Consider the following 19,133-nt stretch of genomic DNA (forward strand, 5'->3'; position numbering starts at 1 on the left):
ATGCAATCTCCTGACAAAAGTCAGAAGTTTGGCGCAAGTTGAAATCGATTACAGAAAAATATGTCATTTAGTAATGGTCGTTCAACGAGTTATCATGCGACAATTCTCGAATCTCCGGACACTACTGTGTATAATTCTGAAAAAGCTTCCAATCTTTTTTAATTGATCTCCTGAATGAAGAAAATTCCAGTCGTTTAAAAATTTCCATCGACTACTATGAATTTCTTTCCATTTGTAGACATCGCTTTCTAAAGTTCTTGCTGAGTTAAGATTTAGCTCGCTATCAATCCAATTCAGTAGATCTTTCCAATTTTCAGCTAACTTTGCATGGAAGAACTCAATCTCAATAATTCCATCTGGCTTAGGATTACTAGTAGTTCTGATTATTCTTGATAGTTTTTTAATCAGATCAGCATACTCACCAGATCTAACCGTGATGCTCCTAGGGATAATTTTTCCACTGGTTTTATCATAATGATGGATCATGCGAAGAAATAATTTTCTAGCCTTTTCTTTCGTATCCGTATCTTCCAGAGTGTTATAATTCGCTTTTGCCAAGGAATCTAATGCTTTATCTACACCCCCACTGTCGATATATTCACGCTTAGTAATTAATTTTAAACTATGATTTTTCTTTATATTCCATAGATTCTCCAAAGTAGCACCTAGCAGAACAAGATCATTCTTTTTATCACCTAATCTTTCCTACTACATATTCGTCAAATTCAACTTCTTCTTTGGAAGCTGGCTCTGTAATTAGCTTCTTTAAAATTTCTGGTTGTAAAGTTGGGATTTTTTTAACATCTTTTCCTATAATATTTTTGTAATCTTGATCATTGTTTCCATCTTTCTGGAAGAAAGACGAGTCGAAAGTTGCGATCAGCACTATTGAATCCGAATTTTCTTTCGGAAGGCTATTTTTTAATAGTGTTAGAAAATGAGTACGAACTTCTTGAGTACACTTGGTATAAAGTGAATCGAGTTGATCAGCAATTAATAGTATTCGCGTACCAGAATTTTTATTTTTAATATCCTGAAAATAATTTTTTAATTCCTTCTCATTTGCTTTAATGTCTAGAGATAATTGATCTATATCGTTGGGATTGGTAGTTATGGGATCGTTTATGTCTTTTTTTATTGCGACAAGACCTGCAGCGAGTTCCTGATAAGGATCCTCATTGAATTTAATGTAAATAAATTTCCAATTGCCTTCTTTAGCTAATCTGGGAACCAACCCAGCTAGTACTAACGATGATTTTCCACTTCCTGATTCACCTTCTAGTGTAATAAAATTAGACTCATGCTCATTAATCTTTACACAGATCGAGTCTACTGTATCGATAAAAATGCCACGGGTATTAAAAAGTTCTTCATCGTTGGGCTGGAATGTCTCTAGATGGTAGGGTTCTGATTTTTTATTGTTATTATTGCCCCATCTATAATTGTATATATGAATACGAGCAGGAGGAGGATTCTCCGGAGAGATTATGATTTTGATTCCGATAATCTTGTTAGCTACATCGTTTAACTCACTATCATTGAAGTCAATATCTGATTTCCTAAATGCTTCTATTAGCAATGCTATTAGATCTTTTTCATCCTTGGTTTCTCCGCCCTTAGCTTTCTTTTCAATATCCGAAAGTACATTTGGAAGATTTCCAGTAGTGTCTTTTTTGAATAAAAGCTTTTTCAACTTATCATAGAGGTCTTTCGTGGCAGCACTAGTAAGACCAGAAATTATTGCATTTATGATTAAATCCATGTGGTTATCCTAATTGTTGATAAAGAAAATAAAATTATTTCATGTAATCTTTTCATGTATTTTTATCGTAACCATTGATGATAAATAAACCGTCAAAACTATTCTATAAGGAATATTATGAGTCAACAAATTAGGGTTATAAGTTGGGTATTATTTTCCCTCACTGGAGCCTTCGCATTTGCCGTCATCGCACTGAATCAAGGCGAATCCATCGGTGCCATCTGGATTGTCATTGCAGCAGTCTGCGTTTATATCATTGCATATCGCTTTTACAGTCTGTTCATCGCGAATCGAGTGTTGAAATTAGATCCCGCGCGCATGACGCCGGCACATAAACTCAATGATGGCCTGGATCATGTGCCAACCCACAAGTATGTTTTATTTGGGCACCACTTTGCTGCGATTGCCGGGGCGGGGCCGTTGGTGGGGCCGATTCTGGCCGCTCAGATGGGGTATTTGCCGGGCATGTTGTGGTTGCTGGCTGGCGTGGTGTTTGCCGGGGCAGTGCAGGATTTTATTGTGTTGTTCGTGTCAACTCGTCGTGATGGCCGTTCGCTTGGCGATTTGATCAAATCCGAATTGGGGCATATTCCCGGCATGATCGCGATGTTTGGCGCATTTTTTATCATGCTGATCTTGCTTGCGGTGTTATCGCTGATTGTGGTCAAGGCGCTGGCCGAGTCACCGTGGGGTACGTTCACAGTCGCGGCAACGATTCCGATTGCGATGTTCATGGGGATTTATTCGCGTTATATCCGCCCTTGTGCGATTGGGGAAGTTTCGCTGATCGGTTTTGTGTTGTTGATGTTGTCGATTGTGGCCGGGCAGTATGTACAGGAAGATCCGGCTTGGGCGGCAATTTTTACGCTGACCGGCGAGCAGTTGACTTGGCTGCTGATTGGGTACGGCTTTATCGCTTCGGTGCTGCCAGTTTGGTTGTTACTGGCACCACGCGATTATTTGTCGACCTTTTTGAAGATTGGAACCATCGTCGGACTGGCGATCGGCGTGATCATCATTTCGCCCGAACTCAAAATGCCTGCGCTGACGCAATTTATTGACGGATCCGGACCGGTATGGTCAGGCAGTCTCTTCCCCTTTCTGTTTATCACCATCGCCTGCGGCGCGATTTCCGGTTTTCATTCGCTGATTGCTTCCGGTACCACGCCGAAAATGATTCAGAATGAAACCGATGCGCGCTTCATTGGTTACGGTGCCATGCTAATGGAATCGTTTGTTGCGATTATGGCGCTGGTGGCTGCATCCACGCTGGAACCCGGCATCTACTTTGCGATGAATAGTCCGGCGGCAATCATCGGCACGACGGCGGAATCGGCCGCGCAAACCATCTCGCAATGGGGTTTTTATGTCACGCCCGAGATGATTACCCAGACCGCGCATAATGTGGGCGAGCACAGCATCATTTCTCGAACCGGTGGCGCACCGACGCTGGCTGTTGGCATGGCACAGATTTTGTCGGAAGTTGTCGGCGGCACCGCGATGATGGCTTTTTGGTACCATTTCGCCATTTTATTTGAAGCACTGTTCATCCTGACGGCAGTGGATGCCGGAACTCGTGCCGGGCGTTTTATGCTGCAGGATTTGCTGGGTTCGTTCATCCCCACGATGAAACGCACCGATTCGTTGATTGCCAGCCTGATCGCCACTGGTATCTGCGTCGCTGGTTGGGGGTATTTTCTCTACCAGGGTGTGGTTGATCCATTAGGCGGCATCAATACGCTGTGGCCGTTGTTTGGCATTTCCAACCAGATGTTAGCGGGTATTGCGCTGATTTTGTGTACCTGTGTGCTGTTTAAAATGAAGCTTGATCGTTTTGCCTGGGTAACTATTATCCCTCTGACGTGGGTTTGCGTCTGCACACTTACCGCCGCGTGGCAAAAGATTTTTGATGCTAATCCGCGCATTGGTTTTCTGGCGCATGCCAATAAATACCGGGATGCCGTAGCGGATGGGATCGTGTTAGCACCCGCCAAATCAATCGAGCAAATGCAGCAGGTTATTTTCAATGATTATGTGAACGCATCACTGGCCAGTCTTTTCATGGCAGTGCTCATCAGCATGCTGTTTTTTGGAATTAAAACCGTGCTGCAAGCACGCGTTGTTCGTCACCCGACTACACAAGAAGCACCTTTTGAATTATTACCTGTCCACGCGACAATTGAAAAATAAGTACTGGAGAAATAAATCATGGTCAACAGAATGACGCAAGCAATGCGCCAGCTTTCACAAAGCTTACGGCTAATGGTTGGTGTTCCGGAATACGGCACGTATGTTGCTCACATGAGAAATGCACATCCTGATCGCCCTGTTATGTCTCATGAAGAATTTTTCCGCGAACGCCAGGAAGCGCGCTATGGCGGCAATGGAAAAATCACCCGTTGTTGTTAGAGAATTTCAAAATCTTTATGCCGTGAAATTTAGTTGCGTTTAAGAGCGGAGTTTTGGACATTGCACATGCTAAATCCGGCAACAGAAACGTGAACCAGCACGACCGATTTGCCTTACTGATGGAAACGGACGCTTGTCGACTGATTGCCGGCTTGATATCCGGTAGCTTATTGCGGCATTCTTATACAAGAAATTTCACGCACGTAACTTACGGGATATTTATTGTGTTTTAATTATCACAATAACTCTTTATAGCCTTTATAAAGTTCTCATTACGCTGTAAATTACAAATCTTTACGGAAACACATTACACAGATACCAGAAGATGGTCCTCTGTTCGGTCATCAATTAAATTGGCTTAAACTAAATTGCACGAATATGCATTGCCAACTAGATTGAGAGAAAATTTAATCTGCAGGATCTTCTTACTTTTATACGCATGTTTCTTATTGATTTTATTCTTCACATTGACAAGCATCTGCAGCAGCTTGCCTCAGAGTATGGGCTTTGGATTTATGGAATTCTTTTTCTGATCATATTCTGTGAAACCGGGCTTGTCGTGTTGCCCCTGTTGCCGGGAGATTCTCTATTATTTGCTGCAGGCTCGCTCGCATCGCTGGAAGATTCGCAACTCAATCCGCATGTCTTATTCGTAGGACTATGCGTTGCCGGAATTTTGGGGGATAGCGTGAATTATTGGATAGGAAAAAAGGCTGGCCCGAAGGTTTTTACTTCGCAGGAATCGCGCTTCTTCAAACGCGAATACCTCGACAAAACCCGTGATTTTTATCTCAAATATGGCGCCAAAACCATCATTATCGCGCGCTTTATTCCTATCATTCGCACCTTCGCACCGTTTGTCGCGGGCATTGGAACCATGCCTTATCGCACCTTTATTACTTATAACATCATCGGTGCTGTGCTATGGGTCGGGATATTTGTTTATGCTGGTTTCTATTTCGGACAGCTGCCAGTGGTCCAACAAAACTTCAAACTCATTATTTTGGCAATCATTATTCTATCGATAACGCCTCCCGTGATTGAATATCTTAAGCATCGCTATAAAAAATAGAAATGCATCTGAATTGACTTAATAAGCTTGCTCCGCGCGCCCTGCACCTATCCCCGCGGCAAGACCACGGGGAATTGCAAGTTAAAAGAGATAAAATAGTGGAAACTTCACATAGCCGTGTTCATGGTGCTTTCGCGTACTGGACCAGCATCTCCTATCGATATGCGCTCTGGGTACTGTTAGCGGCGCTACTGATCGCCGTAGCCAGCAGCATCTATATCTCGCGCAATCTGGGCATGAATAGTGCTCTAACTGCTTTGGTGGATTTTGCAAGTTTTAATGTTTTCATCGCATCAGGGCACTGCCAGCATGGGTATCCTGCTTACTGTGGGACTTGCTTTTACACTCATTTGTACGTTGATCATATTGCCTGCGTTGTTACGAACCCCGTCCGCGAAAGTCGCTTCCTAGGAAGAATCGCTTCTGAACAATGTTTAACAGGCCGTTGAAAAACTATCTGCATTGCCGCTGCTGTGTTAAAAACAGACTCAAAATGCTCATTTATTAAACATAAACTGCGCTTTTTCGCCTGTTTTTGCCTTGCATCGGCTTCCTCGAAAACGTTTTTCAACGGTCTGTTAATGCCTACCTTTGGGTGATGTGTTGTCGGCGGAGTAATCCACGAGCGGTCGAACTGGGACAATCACATCTTCACCACCGACCGGTTTATCGATACCTCGCGCAACATGCGCTTTTCCGATAACCGTACAGAAAATAAAAAATCAATCCGATGCCTGACCAGATTGGAAATACCAGCTTGGCATCTGCTGGCAGAAACAAAAATAGCGTGATGCAACCGGCCACGGCTAGTGGCCCAACCAGCCAGATTCCAGTCGCTTTGAAAGGCCGTTTGCGATGCTTATCTTTGATGCAAAGTATCATCACCGACAGTGCCACAATCATGAAAGCAAACAAGGTGCCGGAATTGGAAATTCCGCCAGCTTACCGACAGGGAGAAAAGAATCAGCGATAGTTGCCACCTGTCAACGCCAAATAGAAATGTCCGATTTTCTGCTGTAGCCAGAATGGCGTCTAGTGATTTTACGCGCCAGAAAATCCTAGGCTTTCCCTGGTAATGCAAATTGCAAATTCTGACTTTCCAATCACTAAAAATACCCTTCGGATAATACCCAGGCTTTCCATCCGGCCAAGCAAAGCAAGGTAAAAAACGCCGCCACCATATCATCAAACATAACACCAAAACCACCTTCCAGATTGCGATCGTAGTATCGAATAGGCTGGGGTTTGGCAATATCAAACAGACGAAACAAAATAAACGCGGCTAACTGCCATGCCCAACCAGCCGGTATAAAAAATAGAATCAAAAGAAATGCTACGGTTTCATCCCACACCATGCCGCCATGATCCGGATCACCCAAAGCCTTGCCGCTAAGACCGCATGCCCAGATGCCTACAATAAACATGATGTCTATCAATAGTAAAAGATAAACTGGGTTGAGATAATAATTAAGTAGCCAAAATAATGGAAACGCAACCAGTGTTCCCATCGTGCCGGGAGCGATGGGGCTTAATCCAACACCGCCTGTAAAGGCGATGAAATAGGCGGGATGACTGTAAATTAAAGCAAAATCCGGTTGAAATTGAGTAGACTGGTCACTCGACAAGTCATAAGCTTTAGGCACTGAAGTGGTCATATCCTTTGGTCTCCAATGTGATTACACTCCCCTTGGCATCTTTCACAATCAAACCCTCACCTGAGAAAATCTCACCAATGCGGGTAAGCGGAATAGCCAATCCAGCAGAAAGATTTTCAATTTTCTCGCGATTCATTGTCGGGGCTGTAAAGCACAGTTCATAATCATCTCCACCAGCCAATAAACAGCGCATTACCAGGGGTTGCTGCAAGTATTTTTTTATTACCGGTGAACAGGGGATATCGGTCATATTGATGGAGGCCGCCTTTTCAGAAGCGGTCAGGATATGTCCCAGATCCGCCATTAATCCATCGGATATATCAATAGCGCTATGCGCCAGACCGATCAAACGTTGTCCTAACTCGACCCTTGCGGTCGGCATCAGTAACGCAGGCAAACATTTCTCAATTTCATTGGGTTTTAGGACTATTTGCTGCAATTCATGATTAAGCGCCAAGGCAGCATCGCCTAATCGTCCGGAAATCCAAATATCATCATCCAATTTGGCGCCGCTGCGGCGCAATGCTTTGCCTACTTCAACTTCCCCTATGATTTGCACACCGATACTCAATGGCCCGGAAGTCGTGTCTCCACCGATTAACTCTACCTGATGGAAGTCGGCCAGTGCAAAAAAACCCGCACTAAATTCACTTAACCAGGCTTTATTAAGTTGCACCAAATTATCCGGCAACGTCAAGGCCAACAATGCCCAGCGAGGCTTTGCGCCCATTGCAGCCATATCCGAGAGATTAACTGCTAAGGATTTGTATCCTAGTTTGTAAGGATCAGTGTCTGCAAAGAAATGTTTACCACACACCAGAGTATCCGTTGAGATAGCTAATTCTGTATTGTCAGTGGCTTTAATCAGTGCAGCATCATCACCAATTCCCAGCACTGCTTGAGTTGCAGTTCGTTTGAAATAGCGGCGAATAATATCGAACTCTGAACACATGCCGTATTAATACTAAACTTGATTTCTTGACATTCTTGGTGCTGCTATCTCAACAGCGCGCAATTGAATGGCCAGTTTATCCAGCACGCCATTCACATATTTATACCCATCACTGCCACCATAAGTTCTGGCTAGCTCTATCGCTTCATTGATAATTGCGCGATAAGGAATCTCCAGATGATGCATTAACTCAAAAGTGCTCAATAATAAAATTGCAAATTCCACCGGACTTAATTCATGCAAAGGACGATCCAAACAGGGCTGGATACATTTTTCCAATCCCTCAACATCCTTGAGCACACCTTGCAGTAAGTTAGTGAAGTGTTTCTCATCAACATGCTTGAATTCTTCGGATTCCCGTAATTGTTGCTCAATAAAATTCGCCGTACCGCCAGCAACCCGCCACTGATAAATACCCTGCAACACAAACTCGCGTGCAATCCGGCGGCGGCTTTTATGTTTATCCGTCTTCGGGCTCGTGTTGGAATTTGCTTCGGTCAACGTGCTACTCATAAATCGATTTCATCAATTTTTATATGCAAATTAGCCATTTCCAGTGCAACCTGCGCGGATTCCATTCCTTTTTGACTCATTCTGGCAATCGCTTGATCATCATTATCCGTCGTCAAAATTCCATTGGCGACAGGAATTTCTGTTTCAATCTGCACCATGATTAAGCCGCGCGCAGATTCGTTAGCAACGACTTCAAAATGATAAGTATCTCCCCGAATTACCGCACCCAATGCAATCAAAGCATCAAACTGATCGGACAGAGCCATTCTTTTTAATGCCAGTGGAATTTCCAATGCTCCAGGCACGGTCACAAGCAGTATGTTCGAATCTTGCACACCATTTTTCTTAAGCTCTGCGGTACAGGCACTGAGTAAACCTTCCCCCACATCAATGTTAAAACGGCTCATGACAATGCCGATACGCAGTTCAGTTCCATCCAAATTCGGTTCAAATTCAAGAATATCGTCATAGTACGGCATATCTGACTCCTGTAAGTCTATTGATTAATCGTGATCAATTCTTGATCACTTAAGATTTAAATTTTATAGGTTGGGCGTATCCACGTAACTGGTTACTTCCAAACCGAATCCTGTCACACTGGGCATTTTTCTCGGTGCTGACATCAATCGCATTTTTCCTACGTTAAGATCTTTCAGTATTTGCGCGCCAATACCGTGATCACGAAGATCCGTCTTGATTGAGCCGGGAAAACGCGACTCCCTCAATTGAACGCGCTCAATCAATTTAGCTGGACTTTCTTTGCGATGTAGAAGAACGATAACACCTTGCCCCGCTTCGGCAATCAACTTCATGGCATCATGGATGCTCCAGGAATGCGTGTTATCATCAATATCCAGCAGATCAATGACCGACAACGGCTCATGCACGCGCACCAAGGTTTCAGTTGTTGGGTTTATTTCGCCCTTAACCAAAGCCAAGTGTGTTGTATTGGCTATTTCATCACGATAAGCTGTCAGCAGAAATTCTCCATGCAGCGTTTGAATTGCGCGCTCAGCAACACGCGTTACCAAGCTTTCAGTCTGGCTGCGATATTGAATCAAATCGGCTATCGCGCCAATTTTGAGTTGATGTTTATGTGCAAATTCTATGAGATCGGGTAATCTCGCCATGCTACCGTCTTCTTTCAATATCTCACAAATCACCGAGGCTGCTGTCAAACCGGCCATTCTGGCTAAATCACAACCGGCTTCAGTATGCCCCGCGCGAACCAGGACACCGCCTTTCTGGGCCATTAGCGGAAAAATATGCCCTGGTTGCACAATATCTTGTGGTTTGGCATCCGCTTGAACGGCGACTTGAATGGTACGTGCTCGGTCAGCGGCAGAAATACCTGTGGTTACACCGCTGGCTGCTTCTATGGAAAGCGTAAAATTGGTACCCAAGGGAGCACGGTTGGCTGACACCATCAAAGGCAAATCTAATTGGTGGCACCTTTCCTCAGTCAGCGTTAAACAAATCAATCCACGGCCGTGGGTAGCCATAAAATTGATAGCCTCCGGCGTCACAAAATCGGCAGCCAGAACCAGATCCCCTTCATTCTCGCGATCCTCTTCGTCAATAAGAATGACCATTTTACCCAATCTAAGATCGTCAATAATGTCTTGGATAGCACTGATTCTCATGTCTGTTTAACCCTGATTAACCTTAAATATTGAGTAGTCTTGCCACATATCGCGCCAGCATGTCTGTTTCCAGATTTACACGCATTCCCGGTGCAAGTTCTTGCAGCGTGGTTACCGCCAAGGTATGTGGAATGAGGTTAACAGAAAACTCATTACCCTCAATTTGATTAACTGTCAGGCTCACGCCATTGACGGTAATAGAACCTTTATGGGTAAGATATCGCAATATTGATTCTGGCGCTTGAATGACCAATACAAAACTCTCCCCGATAGGCTCAAATTTAACCACTGTTCCAGTCGCATCCACATGACCACTGACCAAATGTCCACCCAGCCGGTCAGATAAGCGCATGGCTTTCTCCAGATTAATGTGCATACCAACCTGATCCAGACCCTGTGTACAGCTGAGCGTTTCCTGCGAAACATCTACCGTAAACAGGTTGCCGGTTAACGTTGTGACCGTTAGACAAACACCACTCACAGCAATACTGTCACCCGCCATGACATCGCTCAGATCCATTTCCCCGGCGGAAATCTCTAGGGACAACCCGTTGTCGCTATGTCCCTGGATAGGGCGAATCTGTTTTATTTCACCTACTGCTTGTATGATTCCGGTAAACATCCCAATATGTTCTATAAGTTCAGATATGACACGAATGATAGGATATGCATCAACGAATTGATAGCAATGTGACGTGCAAACTACAAATTTCGTACTTTTGTAAGTATATACCTTGTAGTACTTCAAGTAATGAAAGTAACGTTGTGAGAATCAAGGCGATGCGTTGAAAAAAACGATATAACCTATTGGCGCGCCCAACACGATTCGAACGTGCGACCCCCGCCTTCGGAGGGCGGTACTCTATCCAGCTGAGCTATGGGCGCTTTGGTGAACAAACTGTTATGCCATTTACCGGCCGACAGGATAACTGCTTTTATAACTCTCGTCCAACTTGGATAATCCTTAATGCAATCATTTTGCAAACTTAACAATGTCCACAGCTCGTCTCTAGAAAATCTTAAAACTATTCGGGATTCTTCGCTTCTGTTTCTGCTGAAACAGGAAAAATTTTGACAGTTTTCACAACCCGGTTTTTTGTTTGAATGATTTCCATCGGATAACCCGCAATATTAAGTCCAGTTCCTGCTTCGGGAATATCCTCAAAATACTCCAATATCAAGCCGTTCAAAGTTTTTGGACCATCCAGTGGAAACTGAAAACCAAGTTTTCTATTTAAATCGCGCAACAAGGTGCTTCCCTCCACAATAATACTGCCATCTTCCTGCTTCAGAAAAGCGCTGGTTTGGGTCGGCGCTTGTGTCGTAAATTCTCCAATAATCTCTTCTATAATATCTTCCAGTGTAACCAGTCCCATCCACTCACCGTATTCATCAACCACCAAACCGACTCGTTTCTGGCTCTCTTGGAACAATTGTAATTGCGAAAATAATGATGTTCCAGAAGGAATAAAATAGGGAGCACGCATGACTTTCTCGAGTGTGGCGGCCGTTATTTTTCCTCCTTGCATTTGGTTTAGTACTTTGCGCACATGAACAATGCCGACAATGTTATCCATGCGTTCGCGGTATATCGGTAAACGAGTATGATGACAAGTCAATAATTGCGTATGGATAACATCGTCATCTGCATTTAAATCAATCGCTTCGATTTGACTACGTGGCACGATCACATCGTCAACCGTAATGGTTTCAAGATCAAATAAGTTCAGCAACATGCTTTGGTGCTTATGTTGTATGAAATGCCCGCCTTCTAACACCAGTGTTTTAAGTTCTTCCGTACTTATTTTCTGTTCAAGCTCGCCCTTTTTGGGTTTCAATCGAAACAGAATCAGCAGTCCACTGACAAACAAATTAACGAACCATACAATGGGATAACAAATGGTCAACAATGGGGTTAACACATAACTTGCCGCAAGAGCAATACGTTCCGGATAAGCTGCTGCGATAACTTTTGGCGTAATTTCACTAAATATCAGAATGGCAAAAGTAACGGCTATTGTTCCAATAAGTAATGCGAAGTCATCATGGGCAAAGAAAGTAGCAATGATGACAGCCACCAATGTTGCAGAAGCCGTGTTAAGTAAATTATTTCCCAGCAAAATAACACCCAGCAATCGATCCGTATTCTCAAGTAATTTAACCGTCAACCGGGCACCACGATGCCCTTGCTTAGCTAGGTGCCGCAAGCGATAACGATTAATCGCCATCATGCTGGTTTCAGACAAGGAAAAAAAGCCAGATAGAATCAACAAAAACACCAATGCAATCAGCATGATGTGCAGCGGAACGTCTTCCAAACAACACCTTTATTATGTAATAAAAATCATTAAAATCGATAAATAGTAGAAACTCTAAGCCATGCAGTTGTCTATTTTGGATTCAAACAAATGTTTGTCAACAAGAAAAGTTATTTGGCTAAACAATTGTTGTTTACATTTATAGCAATCATTTAATTGCTAACGATCCAACTGAGGGCAGTATGGCTAATTTTGCAGCAGCATTTGAATTCTGGTTATGAGTTCAACAACATTCCCACCTAACTCCGGTAACAAAACACAAAACGAAAATTAGGTTTATCAAAAACAAATTGAACAATCAATGTATTCGAAAATTGTTTGAGTTCTTGTAAACCTATTAATTTGAGCAGCGTTAATAACATCTCTTCTTTCTGATTCAAATTCTATGTCTGACTGCTCAAATCTAAATTGCAATAGCGCTAAAGATATCAAGTTTCTTGAAATCAAGCACTTGAATGGCCCAAATATTTGGACTTATTACCCCGCTCTCGAAGCAACGGTTGATATTGGCGAACTTGAAGATTTTCCTTCTGATACGATTCCAGGCTTTTATGAGCGGCTGTCAGAATGGCTTCCATCACTGATCGAACACCGTTGTAGCTATGAAGAACGTGGCGGTTTTTTACGCCGAGTAAAGGAAGGTACGTGGCCATGCCATATTCTCGAACATGTAACTCTGGAACTGCAAAATCTGGCTGGAATGCGTGGCGGTTTTGGCAGAGCCCGTGAAACCTCGGTACGTGGTGTATATAAGGTTGCATTAAGTGCCTGGCATGCAGAAATTACAAAAACTGCTTTGTATTCTGCGCGTGAATTAGTGCTGGCAGCTATGAACCTTCAGCAATCTCACAACCCATCGTATGATGTCGAAGGTACTATCAGACATCTTCGGGACTTGGTTGATTCACTCTGGCTTGGCCCTTCTACAGCTTGTATTGTGGATGCTGCTATCGCACGTAATATTCCAGCCACCCGGCTCCTCACTAAAGGAAATCTTGTGCAACTGGGATATGGTGCTCGTTCCCGGCACATCTGGACCGCTGAGACAGATCGTACACCGGCTATTGCAGAAAGCATTTCCCGTGACAAAGATTTGACAAAAACATTATTACAGTCTTGTGGCGTCCCTGTTCCAGAAGGACGCATCGTTGAGAGTGCTGAAGCTGCCTGGGAAGTAGCTAATGACATCGGTATGCCGGTAGTCATAAAGCCTTGTGATGGAAACCATGGGCGCGGCGTTTTTATTGAATTAAGCCGCCGGGAAGAAATTGAATCGGCTTATTACATGGCCTTAAAAGAAGGCACAGGTGTATTAGTTGAGCGCTATATTGCAGGCACTGAACATCGCTTGTTAATCGTTGGCGGACAGCTTATAGCCGCTACGCAAGGTGATTCGGTATCAGTAATTGGAGATGGTGCTTCGACTATAGTTGAATTAATCGAATCTCAAATCAATTCTGATCCTCGTCGTGGATCAACGGAAGATCATCCGCTTAATCTAATCCGCTTGGATAATGCAGCACAAATGGAGATTGCCCACCAGGGTTATCACAGTGACTCGATTGTACCAATCGGCACAAAAGTTTTGATTCAGCGTAACGGCAATCATGCATTTGATGTAACCGATCAAGTTCACCCAAGTACTGCATCCATTGCATCACTCGCTGCGCGTATCATCGGTCTGGATATTGCCGGCATTGATCTGGTAACTAGCGATATTTCACGCCCACTGAGCGAACAAAGCGGTGCGATTGTAGAGGTAAATGCCGGCCCAAGTCTGTTGATGCATATTAAACCGGCAGTGGGTACACCACGCCCTGTGGGGAAAGCAATAGTAGATCATTTATTTCCAAATCAAGATAACGGTCGTATCCCTATTGTGGGAATTACGGGTAGTTATGGTAAGACAACTGTCGCTTATCTTGTTGCCAGATTGCTTATTCTTTCAGGTAAACAAACTGGCTTAGCATGTAGCAATGGTCTTTATCAGGATTACAGACAAATTGATAAAAACAACAGCGCCAGTTGGACGGCAGCTAACCGTACACTGATGAATCCTACTATTGAAGCTGCGGTCCTTGAGAATGGCTTTGAGGCCATACTCAATGAGGGGCTGGTATACGATAGCTGTCAGGTTGGCGTCATCACTAATGCTGATCCAGCTAGTCATTTTGGCCGTTATGGAATCGAAACACTGAAACAAGTTTTTACTGTACTACGCACACAAGTTGATGTAGTGACACCGACTGCTGCAGCTATCGATGATGTCGAAGAAGGAGTGAAGCTACCTATCGGCACTGCAGTGCTCAATGCCAGGGAAGAAATGTTGGTTGAGATATCCGAATTGTGCCATGGTGAAGTAATTTTCTTCAGCATTAGCCCAGACTTGCCAGTAATTAATCAACATCGCATCAATGGAACAGGTCCCAAGCAAGGTAAACGTGCGGTGATAGTACGCAATAGCACAATCATGCTTGTTACCGGCTCTGATGAATTACCGCTGGTCAGGTTGATGGAGATACCCGCAGCAACAGGTAAACATAGCCCGCAAGAAATAGAAAATGTATTGGCAGCTATCGGAGCTGCATGGGCATTAGGTATTGAACCTGATCTTATACGTATCGGGATTGAAACTTTTGGTTTCAGTCAGGAAAAATTTAAGCCAGAAAATCAGAATTTCCCAATCGGATTACAAACTCAAGGAATCAAGTTATGAAAGTTTTGCGTACTCGAGCATTGCGCGGACCAAATTTATGGAGTCAGCACACCTCTATTGAAGCTACTATCGTTTGCAGTGGATCCGAAAATAAGATTGATGCCATCCCTGGTTTTGAAGCACGATTACGTGAGCGTTTTCCAGAGATTTCTTCACTTCAACCTGCGGGTCATCATGAAGCAGTTACGATAGCGCATGTACTTGAATTTGCTACACTCGGGTTACAAGTTCAAGCAGGTTGCCCGATAACGTTTAGCCGTACCGTTCTAACACCAGATGCCGATACCTATCGCGTCATAGTCGGTTACACTGAAGAGAAAGTTGGCAAACTTGCTTTTGAGCTGGCGCAAGCTTTGTGTTTTGCAGCCATTGAAGATACTGCGTTTGATGTAACCGATGCTATACATCGTTTACGTGAACTCAATGAAGATATACGTCTAGGGCCGAGCACGGGCGCTATTGTTCAAGCTGCTGTTGCGCGCGACATTCCATTTCGTCGCTTAACGGAAGGCAGCTTGGTCCAATTTGGGTGGGGTAGTAAGCAACGTCGTATTCAAGCTTCTGAAAGCGATATGACCAGCGCTGTTGCGGAAGCAATTGTACAGGATAAAGAATTGACCAAAACCTTGTTGCATGCAGCTGGTATACCTGTGCCTCTCGGTCGAGAGGTAACAAGCGTAGAAGATGCCTGGGTCGCAGCCTGCGAAATAGGTATCCCGGTAGTAATAAAACCCAAAGATAGTAATCAAGGTAAAGGCGTAACCGTTAATCTTGTTAGCGCAGAACAAGTAAAAACGGCTTATATGATCGCAGCCGAAATCAGTGATAATGTTCTGGTAGAACGTTATATTCCCGGACATGATTATCGCATGCTGGTTGTTGGTAATAAGCTGGTTGCTGCTGCACGCCGTGACCCGCCACAAGTGATTGGCGATGGCGTGCAAAGCATTTATGAATTGGTAGCGCAAATTAATCGTGATCCAATGCGTGGAGAAGGTCACGTTACTACATTGACTAAAATTCATCTTGATGAGATTTCTATAGCTCATCTGGCAGCACAGGGATTAACGGCTGAATCGATTCCGGTCAAAGGAATGCGAATTGTGTTACGCAACAATGCCAATTTATCGACAGGCGGTACAGCAACTGATGTGACCGATGATGTTCATCCTGAGTTGGCAGCGCGTGTGGTTGCTGCTGCAAAAGTAGTCGGATTGGATATTTGTGGTGTCGATGTTGTCTGCGACAATGTTATGAGTTCATTGGAAGAGCAAGGTGGCGGGGTCATCGAGATTAATGCAGCACCTGGTTTGCGGATGCACTTGCAACCTTCTTTTGGTAAAGGGCGTGCAGTGGGTGAAGCAATCATCGACTATATGTTTCCTCATGGACAGAATGCACGCATTCCGGTGATCTCAGTAACAGGAACCAACGGCAAAACAACGACAACGCGCCTGATTGCCAATATATTAGAAAAAGATAACAAATGTGTGGGTATTACGTCTACAGATGGCGTATATGTCGATGGGCAGTGTATCGATACCGGAGATTGTAGCGGTCCAAAAAGTGCGAGGAACATTCTTTCTCACCCAGATGTCGATGCAGCTGTCTTAGAAACTGCGCGAGGTGGATTATTGCGCGAAGGCTTGGGGATTGATCACTGCCACGTTGCTGTAGTGACCAATATTGGTATGGGTGATCATCTTGGTATGGCATATGTCAACACTGCGGAAGAACTGGCAGCGGTTAAACGCATCGTTGTCCAGAATGTAACTCCAAGCACCGGTTTTGCTGTGCTAAATGCCGCCGATCCACTCGTCGCCAGCATGGCTGATCATTGTCCTGGCTCAGTTATCTTCTTTGCGCGAGATAGTCACCATCCGGTGCTAGCAATGCACCATGCCCAGCATAAGCGTGTAATCTATGTAAAAGATGGCTGTATTGTCGCTGCGGGTGGGGGTGATGAATACCGGATACCTCTGAATGAAATTCCATTGACAAAAAATGGCAGCATCAACTTTCAAATAGAAAATGTGATGGCTGCTGTTGGGGCCGGTTGGGCACTTGGATTAGATTGGGCTGTTATTCATGCCGGCGTAGCTGGTTTTGTAAGTAATATACAGACCGCGCCGGGACGCTTTAATCTTTTCAATTATCGCAATGCTACCTTGATCGCTGATTATGGACACAATCCTGATGCAATACAGGCACTTGTAAGCGCGATAGATAATATTCCGTCCAAGAGACGCTCAGTAGTCATTAGTGCCGCTGGGGATCGGCGTGATGAAGACATCCGCCAGCAAACAAGAATTCTTGGTGATGCATTTGATGAAGTAGTGCTTTATCAAGATCAATGTCAGCGCGGCCGTGCGGATGGAGAAGTACTGACATTATTGCGAGAAGGTTTAGGCAATGCCAGGCGTACTCAAAAAATAAGTGAAATAGTTGGAGAGGCAATCGCAATTGATGCAGCGCTATCCAATTTACAGGATGGTGAATTATGTCTTATTTTGGTTGATCAAGTAGAACAATCACTTGGGCAAATAAATAATCGTATTGCATTAGGCTGATTGTTGATTGCTAAGTCATCTTTCTGGATGACTTAGCTCTTGACTAAAGATTACAGAAGGTGAGTTCAAATTTAACATCCCCTTCGTAAACTTTGTTTCTTTGGCCTGATTGCGTGGGGATGAAACGAATATTCAGAGCATATTTGTTAGCACTGATTTCAGGCACACAAGGCAGTTGGTCACTTAAGTTTAATCTCAGCATATGTGCCGAATATTCCGAGCCAGTTTGCTGGAAAATACCTTGATTTGCGACAACTTGAAAAGTTTTTCCACTCTTTCTCAGTAGGTGAAGCACAATCCCAAATGCATTGCGTATGGATTGAAATGGTGTTAGCCATTCGTCAAAGTCACTATGCCGGTGAACCGGGTCTAAATTCAACCAATAATGATAAGATGGCAAATCAAACACACAACAACCACCCGGTATCCCAATACGCTGCTTGATTGTCATTAGCCATTCGTTCTCTCGTAAATGCTCTCCGACTTTTCCGGGGAAATCCAGCATTTCCCGGAAAGTGGTTTTAATACCATTAAGCACATTATCGAGTGCTACCTCAGAAACATCCGGATTTCTGCGTAACATCTCAAGTATCTGCTTTTGTCGCTCAAGCTCTTGTAATAAATCTGATTTAATATCTGCGCGACTGGTAATTTCAAGGACTTCAAATAACGCGATCAGCGAAGCATGATGCTCAGTGGCGGTATCTTTAGTTGAGAAGAAATCAATTTTATTAAATAAATCCTCAAGTCGCAGAAGAGTACGGATACGTTCATTGAGCGGGTGTTCGTAACAAATCACAATAGCTATGCATCCACAAGAAAGATTAGAGATATTAAAATCTTGCCTTAAATTAGATTATTTCACAAAAAAATAAAATTTCCCAAATAATTTCTTAACAGCTAAATCCCAGTATCCAGTTTATTCTCTGAAAGAGTGAGATATTTATGATGCAGCTGAATTACCTGTGCTTTCAGGTAATTAATATCCTGATCGTTGATGATAACATCATCGGCTTTTTGTAAGCGCGCTTTTCGCGAGGTCTGTGCTGCCATAATTGCTCTTACCTGCTGTTCAGACAAATTGCTACGCGCCATGGTTCTTAAAATTTGCTGCTGCTCCTCACAATCGACAATCAGAATACGTTGAATAATATTGTCATAATCATTCGTTTCAAATAACAAGGGAATGACGATTATGATGTAGGAAGACTTGGTTTCTGCAATTTTCTGAATAGTTTCTTTAAGAATGAGGGGGTGTAGAATCTTTTCGAGCTTGAACCGTGAATCATTATCCGAAAAAATCAGGTTACGCATTTTTTCCCTATCCAAAGAACCATCTACTGCAATCATACTATCTTGGAATGCATTGCGAATTGAGTTAATGGCTAAGCCATGAGGCTGGGTTAAGTTTCGAGCAATTACATCGGTGTCCACAACGTCAATACCTAAATCTAAGAAAAATTGACTGGCACTCGATTTTCCACAACCAATCCCTCCAGTCAATCCAACGACAAAGGCCATAA

General features: G+C 43.7%; 18 protein-coding genes and 1 tRNA gene. 7 read left to right on the forward strand and 12 right to left on the reverse strand.

Annotated elements, in window-relative coordinates; genetic code table 11:
- Nucleotides 1-81: 81 nt before the first annotated feature.
- Nucleotides 82-657, reverse strand: a complete 576-nt coding sequence (locus tag QZ942_RS04155) for a hypothetical protein (protein WP_292993432.1) — start codon at nt 655-657, stop codon at nt 82-84.
- 34 nt (nt 658-691) lie between these two features.
- Nucleotides 692-1,762 carry an ATP-binding protein gene (locus QZ942_RS04160; protein ID WP_292993433.1) on the reverse strand — a complete coding sequence of 357 codons (1,071 nt, stop codon included), beginning with the start codon at nt 1,760-1,762 and terminating at the stop codon, nt 692-694.
- 117 nt (nt 1,763-1,879) lie between these two features.
- Between QZ942_RS04160 and QZ942_RS04165 the strand changes: the two genes are divergently transcribed.
- The 5 genes from QZ942_RS04165 (at nt 1,880) to QZ942_RS04185 (ending at nt 6,216) form a co-directional block, all read left to right on the forward strand.
- Nucleotides 1,880-3,952, forward strand: a complete 2,073-nt coding sequence (locus QZ942_RS04165; RefSeq protein ID WP_292993434.1) for a carbon starvation CstA family protein — start codon at nt 1,880-1,882, stop codon at nt 3,950-3,952.
- An 18-nt stretch (nt 3,953-3,970) separates the two neighbouring features.
- A complete protein-coding gene (locus QZ942_RS04170; protein WP_292993435.1) occupies nt 3,971-4,171 on the forward strand; it encodes a YbdD/YjiX family protein in 201 nt (66 codons plus the stop codon).
- A 439-nt stretch (nt 4,172-4,610) separates the two neighbouring features.
- A complete protein-coding gene (locus tag QZ942_RS04175) occupies nt 4,611-5,243 on the forward strand; it encodes a DedA family protein (RefSeq protein WP_292993436.1) in 633 nt (210 codons plus the stop codon).
- A gap of 98 nt (nt 5,244-5,341) precedes the next feature.
- Nucleotides 5,342-5,692, forward strand: a complete 351-nt coding sequence (locus QZ942_RS04180; RefSeq protein ID WP_292993437.1) for a hypothetical protein — start codon at nt 5,342-5,344, stop codon at nt 5,690-5,692.
- A 281-nt stretch (nt 5,693-5,973) separates the two neighbouring features.
- Nucleotides 5,974-6,216, forward strand: a complete 243-nt coding sequence (locus QZ942_RS04185) for a hypothetical protein (protein ID WP_292993438.1) — start codon at nt 5,974-5,976, stop codon at nt 6,214-6,216.
- Between the two features lie 133 nt (nt 6,217-6,349).
- Here QZ942_RS04185 and QZ942_RS04190 read toward each other — a convergent pair whose 3' ends face one another.
- The 8 genes from QZ942_RS04190 to QZ942_RS04225 all read right to left on the reverse strand — a co-directional run bounded on the left by QZ942_RS04190 (nt 6,350) and on the right by QZ942_RS04225 (nt 12,324).
- Nucleotides 6,350-6,898: a phosphatidylglycerophosphatase A gene (locus QZ942_RS04190; protein WP_292993439.1), complete on the reverse strand. Its 549-nt coding sequence runs from the start codon at nt 6,896-6,898 to the stop codon at nt 6,350-6,352.
- Nucleotides 6,879-7,850, reverse strand: coding sequence for a thiamine-phosphate kinase (gene thiL, locus QZ942_RS04195; protein ID WP_292993440.1), 972 nt, complete (start codon nt 7,848-7,850; stop codon nt 6,879-6,881). Before thiL ends, QZ942_RS04190 begins: the two co-directional genes overlap by 20 nt.
- A gap of 12 nt (nt 7,851-7,862) precedes the next feature.
- A complete protein-coding gene (gene nusB, locus QZ942_RS04200) occupies nt 7,863-8,363 on the reverse strand; it encodes a transcription antitermination factor NusB (protein WP_292993441.1) in 501 nt (166 codons plus the stop codon).
- Nucleotides 8,360-8,842, reverse strand: coding sequence for a 6,7-dimethyl-8-ribityllumazine synthase (gene ribH / locus QZ942_RS04205; protein WP_292993442.1), 483 nt, complete (start codon nt 8,840-8,842; stop codon nt 8,360-8,362). The genes nusB and ribH overlap by 4 nt, the downstream gene beginning before the upstream one ends.
- 63 nt (nt 8,843-8,905) lie before the next feature.
- Complete coding sequence (gene ribBA, locus QZ942_RS04210) at nt 8,906-10,006, reverse strand: bifunctional 3,4-dihydroxy-2-butanone-4-phosphate synthase/GTP cyclohydrolase II (protein ID WP_292993443.1); 1,101 nt, start codon at nt 10,004-10,006, stop codon at nt 8,906-8,908.
- A gap of 22 nt (nt 10,007-10,028) precedes the next feature.
- A complete protein-coding gene (locus tag QZ942_RS04215) occupies nt 10,029-10,628 on the reverse strand; it encodes a riboflavin synthase (RefSeq protein ID WP_292993444.1) in 600 nt (199 codons plus the stop codon).
- Between the two features lie 186 nt (nt 10,629-10,814).
- Nucleotides 10,815-10,891 (reverse strand) — tRNA-Arg (locus tag QZ942_RS04220).
- Between the two features lie 140 nt (nt 10,892-11,031).
- Nucleotides 11,032-12,324 (reverse strand): HlyC/CorC family transporter, encoded by a 1,293-nt coding sequence (locus QZ942_RS04225; protein ID WP_292993445.1) that lies wholly within the window; start codon nt 12,322-12,324, stop codon nt 11,032-11,034.
- Between the two features lie 385 nt (nt 12,325-12,709).
- Between QZ942_RS04225 and cphA (QZ942_RS04230) the strand changes: the two genes are divergently transcribed.
- Together cphA (QZ942_RS04230) and cphA (QZ942_RS04235) are read left to right on the forward strand one after the other, a co-directional pair.
- Nucleotides 12,710-15,040: a cyanophycin synthetase gene (cphA, locus tag QZ942_RS04230; protein ID WP_292993446.1), complete on the forward strand. Its 2,331-nt coding sequence runs from the start codon at nt 12,710-12,712 to the stop codon at nt 15,038-15,040.
- On the forward strand, nt 15,037-17,610 hold the full coding sequence (gene cphA / locus QZ942_RS04235) for a cyanophycin synthetase (protein WP_292993447.1): 2,574 nt from the start codon (nt 15,037-15,039) through the stop codon (nt 17,608-17,610). The genes cphA (QZ942_RS04230) and cphA (QZ942_RS04235) overlap by 4 nt, the downstream gene beginning before the upstream one ends.
- A 43-nt stretch (nt 17,611-17,653) precedes the next feature.
- Here the strand turns inward: cphA (QZ942_RS04235) and zapD are convergent, their stop codons facing one another.
- Both zapD and coaE read right to left on the reverse strand, forming a co-directional pair.
- On the reverse strand, nt 17,654-18,409 hold the full coding sequence (gene zapD, locus QZ942_RS04240) for a cell division protein ZapD (protein ID WP_292993448.1): 756 nt from the start codon (nt 18,407-18,409) through the stop codon (nt 17,654-17,656).
- A gap of 101 nt (nt 18,410-18,510) precedes the next feature.
- Complete coding sequence (coaE, locus tag QZ942_RS04245) at nt 18,511-19,131, reverse strand: dephospho-CoA kinase (protein ID WP_292993449.1); 621 nt, start codon at nt 19,129-19,131, stop codon at nt 18,511-18,513.
- Nucleotides 19,132-19,133: the final 2 nt, after the last annotated feature.

The sequence above is a fragment of the Nitrosomonas sp. genome (assembly GCF_021731985.1).
In the GTDB taxonomy this organism is placed as follows: Bacteria; Pseudomonadota; Gammaproteobacteria; order Burkholderiales; family Nitrosomonadaceae; genus Nitrosomonas.